This is a genomic window from Flavobacterium sp., from assembly GCF_027482425.1.
Lineage (GTDB): Bacteria > Bacteroidota > Bacteroidia > Flavobacteriales > Flavobacteriaceae > Flavobacterium.
In genome coordinates, this window is record NZ_JAIXWA010000035.1 from 23985 (window position 1) to 30249 (window position 6265).

Consider the following 6265-nt stretch of genomic DNA (forward strand, 5'->3'; position numbering starts at 1 on the left):
TGAAACGCAAATTATGGTTCAGTTTTACAAGGTAAAAGTTGCTGCTATTCACAAGGAAACCAAAGATTGTTCGGTGGTTACCTTGGACATTCCTGCCGAAATTCAACCGGCTTTTCAATTCAAACAAGGGCAACACTTAACGTTTAAAACGCATTTGAATGGCCAAGAAGTACGCCGATCCTACTCGCTTTGTACTGCCCCTTATGAGCAAAAATGGCAAGTGGCGGTCAAACAAATTCCTGGAGGCTTGTTTTCTACCTATGTTAATGAACAGTTACAAGTCGGTGACGAAATCGAAGTGATGACCCCCGACGGGAAGTTTTATGTAGAAACACAACAAGAAGTGGCCAAAAATTATATCGCTTTTGCAGCAGGAAGTGGAATTACCCCCATGTTGTCCATTATTAAAACGCACTTGGCCAACGAACCCCATAGTACATTTAAGCTGTTTTACCTGAATCGAAGCGTAAAATCCATTATCTTTAAAGAAGAAATTGAACAATTGAAAAACACCTATTTCAACCGTTTTGAAATTTTTCATTTCTTGACCAAAGAACACCGCCACGCCGAATTGTTCAACGGTCGTTTTACCCAAGAAAAAATTAAAACCCTAACCGAAAGAATTATTGATATCCCGAACACACACGATTGTTTCTTGTGTGGACCCGAGGAAATGATTCACTTGTTGCGAGACGAACTCACAGCGGCGGGGTTGCCTAAAGAATATATTCATTTCGAATTGTTTAATACCGGAATCTCCGAAGCCGACAAAGCACGCATCAGCAAAATCGTCGAGAAGAAAGTCGAAGGTACCGAAGTGACCATCATTGATGGCGGCAAAGAATTCCATTTCGTCATGGGTGATGATTTTGATAATATCCTCGACGGAGCCATTGCTGCTGGTGCCGATTTACCCTATGCCTGCAAAGGCGGTGTGTGCAGCACCTGCCGTTGTATTGTCAAAGAAGGATCGGTCGAAATGAAATTGAACTATTCCTTGGAAGAAGACGAATTGGCCAAAAACTATACGTTGAGTTGCCAAGCCGTGCCCACGTCCAAGAAAGTAGTCGTCGATTTCGGGGTGTAATTTTTGGGAGCAAGAACCCTTGGTTTCAAAAGATGCACTGTCCCGCTTTCGCCTTTATCTCTCCGCTTCGCTGCGAGGATACCGGCTCAATCGGGGCTAAAAAAGAACCCCTATTTTCAAAATAAATCCCCGAAAGGGAAAACATAAAAACAAAAAAACGATGTGCCTTCGGGATCATCAAGTTGTCTAACGAAAAGGTAACAGCTATGTCAGAAAAAGAGATTAAAAACTTAGAAGAACTGTTTCAACGTCGCATCGATAACGACGAGAAAATTGAACCCAAAGATTGGATGCCGGAGAAATACCGTCAAACGCACATTCGTCAAATTTCACAACACGCTCATTCCGAAATCGTAGGAATGTTGCCCGAAGCTAATTGGATTACCCGCGCGCCTTCGTTGCGTCGTAAAGTAGCCTTGTTGGCCAAAATCCAAGATGAAGGCGGACACGGTTTGTACTTGTACAGTGCCGCTGAAACACTCGGTATTTCCCGTGATGAAATGTATGAACAATTGCATACGGGAAAAGCCAAATATTCCAGCATTTTCAATTATCCATCGCTCACGTGGGCCGATATCGGTGCCATCGGTTGGTTGGTAGATGGAGCGGCCATCATGAATCAAGTCGCGTTGATGGGAACGTCTTACGGACCCTATTCCCGTGCGATGATTCGCATCTGTAAAGAAGAAAGTTTTCACCAACGCCAAGGCTATGAAATCTTATTAACGATGTCCAAAGGAACGCAAGAACAAAAAGACATGGTGCAAGATGCCTTAAACCGCTGGTGGTGGCCCTCTTTAATGATGTTCGGACCCCGCGATGCCGAATCGCCGAATACGGAACAATCCGTGAAATGGAAATTGAAACGCAAAACCAACGACGAACTCCGTCAGCAGTTTGTGGATCAAACGGTACCGCAAGCCGAAATCTTAGGGGCAAAAATTCCAGATGCGCACCTAAAATGGAACGAAGACCGTAAACACTACGACTTCGGTGAAATCGATTGGGAAGAGTTCTGGCAAGTCGTCAACGGACACGGGAAATGCAACAAACAACGTTTGGAAGCCCGTCGTTCCGCTTGGGAAAAAGGTACTTGGGTGCGCGATGCCGCCATGGCCTACGCCGAAAAACAATCCCAACGCAACCTCGAAAAAGCAGTGTAATAACCATTTACCTACCAATGCGTTTTGGAGGTCGGCCTTTAGGCCCATAATTTAAAATTTAAAATATATAATTTATAATAGCATGAACAACTGGCCTCTTTGGGAAGTCTTTATCCGAAGCAAAAACGGATTAGAACACCGCCACTGCGGTTCCCTTCACGCAACCGATGCTACGATGGCTTTAGAAAACGCACGTGATGTCTATACCCGTCGCGGTGAAGGGGTAAGCATTTGGGTCGTACCCTCAAGTCAAATTACGGCTTCCAATCCAGAGCAAAACGGAGAAACCTTCGAACCTGCTTTGGATAAAGTATACCGTCATCCCACATTCTATGAATTGCCGGATGAATTGAAGCATATGTAAATGAGACATTAGACATTAGTCGTTAGTCTTTAGAAACGTAAAGGAGTAAATCTAAAGTACAAAGTCTAACGTCTAAAGACCAAAGTCCAACGTCTAAAGTCTAAAGTCTAACGTCCAACGTCTAACGACTAATAAAACTATGAGCAATTCAAAAATCAACTACATCCTCGGAATCGCCGACAACGCACTCATCCTTGGCCAACGCTTAAGTGAATTATGCGGGCATGGACCGAGTTTGGAAACCGATATTGCCACGACCAACATCGCCCTCGACTTATTGGGTCAAACCCGTAGCTATTATCAATATGCGGCCGAACTCCAAGGCGGTGAGGCTACCGAAGATACCCTCGCTTTTTTGCGTAAAGAACGCGAATACAAAAATGTCTTGTTGGTTGAACAACCCAATACCGATTTCGGCTATATGATGGCCCGTCAATACTTGTTTGATGTATTTCATCTCTTATTTCTGGAACAATTGCAAAACAGCACCGATGAGGTACTCGCTGCTATTGCCAAAAAAAGCATCAAAGAAGTGAGCTACCACAAACGCTTCTCCGGTGATTGGATCAAACGCTTGGGCGACGGTACCGAAGAAAGTCATCAACGGATGCAAGAAGCTTTCGACAACCTTTGGACGTTCACTAACGAATTATTCCTAATGACCGTTGATGATACCGCAATGGTTGAAGCGGGAGTTGGGGTGGATGTCTCCCAATTGAAAGACGCTTGGATGCAAGAAATCACCGCGGTTTTAACAGAGGCAACTTTACACGTTCCCGATTTGAAGTATTTCTTAAAAGGGGGCAAAGAAGGGATTCACTCCGAACATATGGGCTTTATCTTAACCGAAATGCAGTACATGCAACGCACCTATCCGAACATGACTTGGTAACACTATGCTGATTGAAATGAAAACCATCGCGCCGCAGATAACTGCTATTCTCGAGTCGGTCTCCGATCCTGAGATTCCCGTGCTTTCCATTATGGACATGGGCGTTGTGCGTGATGTGGCTGTCGAAGGGACAGCGGTTTTTATCAAAATCACACCCACCTACAGCGGTTGCCCCGCCATGGATACCATCGCCGATGATATCAAAGCGGCTTTCGCCAAAGAAGGGTACCAAGCGCAAGTCAAACTCATATTAGCCCCCGCATGGTCCACCGACTGGATCACCGAACGCGGGCGAAAAGCACTCGAAGCCTATGGCATCGCAGCCCCCTTATCCGAAGAGGCCGACAAAGAAGCCCTACTCGGAAATAAAAAAATAGTGAAGTGCCCGCAATGCGGTTCCACCCACACCCGATTAGTCAGTCAGTTTGGTTCGACCGCCTGTAAAGCCTTGTTTCAATGCGAGGAATGTCACGAACCCTTCGACTATTTTAAATGCTTAAAATAATGCCCACCTGCACAATTTCGGTTGCTGCAGGTGTTTATATAATAAACCATAACGTAAGTCCACTTACAACTAACCATTATTCTGATGAGTACAACTTCAATTGAAAAAAAGATTGAAAACAAGGTCGCCTACTTGTATTTGAACCGACCCGAAGTATTCAATAGCTTCAACCGCGAAATGGCCCTAGCCATGCAAACCGCCTTGGATGAGGTTGCCCAAAACCCCGACGTGCGCGCCATCGTCATTACCGGAAACGGAAAAGCCTTTTGTGCCGGTCAAGACTTGAAAGAAGTGACCACACCCGAACTCAATCCAGGGTTCCGAAAAATTTTAGATGAACATTATAATCCCATTATCGAACGCATTCGCGCCATCGAAAAACCCATCGTGGCTGCCGTAAACGGTGTTGCCGCAGGAGCAGGAGCCAATATTGCTTTAGCCTGTGATATAGTGGTCGCCAATGAACAAGCGGCGTTTATCCAAGCCTTTAGCAAAATCGGTCTCGTGCCCGATAGCGCAGGAACTTTTTTCTTACCCCGGTTAATTGGGTTTCAAAAAGCCTCCGCCTTAATGATGCTCGGCGATAAAGTGTCAGCGACCGAAGCTTATGAAATGGGAATGATTTATAAATGTTATCCCAACGCTTTATTCGAGGAAGAAGTACAAAAGTTAGCGTTAACGTTAGCCGACATGCCCACGCATGCACTAGCGCTTACCAAAAAATTGCTGAACCGTTCCATGATCAATAACCTTCAAGAACAATTGGCCATGGAAAGCGACCTTCAAATCGAAGCCAGTTCGTCCAATGATTACCGCGAAGGCGTTGCCGCTTTTGTAGAAAAACGCAAACCGGAATTCAAAGGAAACTAAAGATTAACGATTGAAGAACAACGAAGTCAGATTGTAGAACTGATTTCCTGGAAGCAATACCATGATAGAAAACAAAAATCAACAATCAACAATCAACAATCAACAATCGTTAATCAACATCGCGATTATCGGTTCGGGAACCATGGGCAGTGGGATCGCACAAGTGGCGGCTACCGCCGGATGCACCGTGAAATTGTTTGATGTGAACCAAGGCGCATTGGATAAAAGTAAAGCCGCCTTGGAAGTAACGTTGTCAAAATTGGTGGAGAAAGAAAAAATCACCGCCGAGACAAAAGCCGGTATTCAAAATAGAACCGCGTATGTGACTGCTTTGTCCGATTTGGCTGATGCCGATCTGGTGATTGAAGCGATTGTGGAAAACCTAGACGTGAAACGCAAGTTGTTTGCCGAACTGGAAACAATCGTGACACCAACGGCAATTTTGGCCTCCAATACCTCCTCGTTGTCGATCGCTTCGATTGCAGCTTCTTGCCAAAAATCGGAGCGCGTCATCGGTATTCACTTTTTCAATCCCGCTCCGTTAATGCAGTTGGTGGAAGTAATTCCTGCGGTGCAAACTTCAGCGACCGTTTTACAAACCGCTGTGGACACCATTCGCTCTTGGAAGAAAGTAGTAGCCGTAGCCAAAGATACCCCCGGATTCATCGTGAATCGTGTGGCTCGACCTTTTTACAGTGAAAGTTTGCGGATCTATGAAGAGGGTATGGCCGACTTTGCTACCATCGACTGGGCGTTGAAAACCATAGGTGGTTTCCGTATGGGGCCGTTCGAACTCATGGATTTTATCGGAAATGATGTGAACTATGCCGTAACCGAATCGGTGTTTACTTCCTTCTATTATGATCCGCGGTACAAACCCTCGTTTACCCAAAAACGGCTAACTGAAGCGGGTTTCTACGGCAGAAAATCAGGCCGTGGATTTTATAATTACAGTGAAACAATGCCGGTTCCCCAAGAAGATACAGCGTTGGCGCAATGCATTTTTCAACGGGTCATCGTCATGCTTATCAATGAAGCCGCCGATGCGCATTTCCTCAATGTGGGTTCGGTACAAGACATTGACAATGCCATGACCAAAGGCGTGAATTATCCTAAGGGACTGCTCGCTTGGGCCGATGAACTCGGAATCCAATGGTGCGTCGACAAACTCGATGCCCTCTACGATGAATACCGCGAAGACCGCTACCGCTGCAGTCCGCTCCTCCGTAGAATGGCTAAAGCAAACCAGCGGTTTTATATAAGTGATTAGTGACTAGTAATTAGTTAGATGGATAAACTATTGAAGATAATGAAGAATGATAAAAATACAAACCACCAATCACCCCCAAGTTTCAGGGTTAGTTCAGTCATTAATCACCAGTCA

General features: G+C 45.3%; 6 protein-coding genes and 1 pseudogene. All 7 read left to right on the forward strand.

From position 1 onward, the window contains the following. The first annotated feature begins 13 nt into the window (after positions 1-13). The 7 genes and pseudogenes from paaE to Q0037_RS04350 all read left to right on the forward strand — a co-directional run bounded on the left by paaE (position 14) and on the right by Q0037_RS04350 (position 6151). Positions 14-1087: a 1,2-phenylacetyl-CoA epoxidase subunit PaaE gene (gene paaE, locus Q0037_RS04320; RefSeq protein ID WP_297515963.1), complete on the forward strand. Its 1074-nt coding sequence runs from the start codon at positions 14-16 to the stop codon at positions 1085-1087. 206 nt (positions 1088-1293) lie between these two features. After that, the gene (gene paaA, locus Q0037_RS04325) at positions 1294-2250 is read left to right on the forward strand and encodes a 1,2-phenylacetyl-CoA epoxidase subunit PaaA (protein WP_367274076.1); all 957 of its coding nucleotides are present in this window, start codon (positions 1294-1296) and stop codon (positions 2248-2250) included. An 82-nt stretch (positions 2251-2332) separates the two neighbouring features. Next, a complete protein-coding gene (gene paaB, locus Q0037_RS04330) occupies positions 2333-2614 on the forward strand; it encodes a 1,2-phenylacetyl-CoA epoxidase subunit PaaB (RefSeq protein ID WP_297515969.1) in 282 nt (93 codons plus the stop codon). A gap of 136 nt (positions 2615-2750) precedes the next feature. Beyond that, positions 2751-3506 (forward strand): annotated as a pseudogene (gene paaC / locus Q0037_RS04335) (1,2-phenylacetyl-CoA epoxidase subunit PaaC); the annotation flags it as partial. Positions 3507-3510: 4 nt separating this feature from the next. Then, positions 3511-4011 (forward strand): 1,2-phenylacetyl-CoA epoxidase subunit PaaD, encoded by a 501-nt coding sequence (gene paaD, locus Q0037_RS04340; RefSeq protein WP_297515972.1) that lies wholly within the window; start codon positions 3511-3513, stop codon positions 4009-4011. 84 nt (positions 4012-4095) lie between these two features. Further along, positions 4096-4881 carry an enoyl-CoA hydratase-related protein gene (locus tag Q0037_RS04345; protein WP_297515975.1) on the forward strand — a complete coding sequence of 262 codons (786 nt, stop codon included), beginning with the start codon at positions 4096-4098 and terminating at the stop codon, positions 4879-4881. Positions 4882-4942: 61 nt separating this feature from the next. Next, complete coding sequence (locus tag Q0037_RS04350) at positions 4943-6151, forward strand: 3-hydroxyacyl-CoA dehydrogenase NAD-binding domain-containing protein (protein ID WP_297515978.1); 1209 nt, start codon at positions 4943-4945, stop codon at positions 6149-6151. Positions 6152-6265 lie beyond the last annotated feature (114 nt).